At 28.9% G+C, this 550-nt stretch carries 1 protein-coding gene; it reads left to right on the forward strand.

Features of this window, described 5'->3' with window-relative positions; genetic code table 11:
- Window positions 1–69: 69 nt before the first annotated feature.
- Window positions 70–550, forward strand: a 481-nt coding sequence (locus KI369_RS28875) for a CatA-like O-acetyltransferase (RefSeq protein ID WP_212959045.1), incomplete at its 3' end; no start/stop codon positions are given.

The raw sequence follows: 550 nt of genomic DNA on the forward strand, positions 1-550 counted from the left end.
GAACAATTATGGTGAAAGCAAGGAAATTAGCCTTCTAAAATAAAAAGAAAATTTTAGGAGGCTATTAAAATGAAGTTTCACGTAATTGATAGGGAAAATTGGAATAGAGAGCAGTATTTCGAACACTATTTAGAATTAAAATGTACGTTTAGTATGACAGTAAATGTTGATATTACGCTTTTGATAAAGAAAGTACATCAAAAGGGAATTAAATTTTATCCGACTTTTATTTATATAATTTCGAGAATAATAAATAAACATAAAGAATTTCGAACATGTTTTAACGATGAAGGAGTTTTAGGCTATTGGGAGGAAATGATCCCGAGTTATACAATCTTTCATAAAGATGATAAGTCTTTTTCAAGTATATGGACGGATTATTCAAGTGATTTCCGCATTTTCTATAAAAATTATGAAGAAGATATGAGATGTTATGCTAGTGTTCATGGTCTTTTCACGAAAGAAAATATTCCTCCTAATGTATTTCCGATTTCTAGCATACCTTGGACTAGTTTTACTGGATTGACTCTTAATATTAATAATAATGGTG

This window comes from Bacillus sanguinis (assembly GCF_018332475.1).
GTDB lineage: Bacteria > Bacillota > Bacilli > Bacillales > Bacillaceae_G > Bacillus_A > Bacillus_A sanguinis.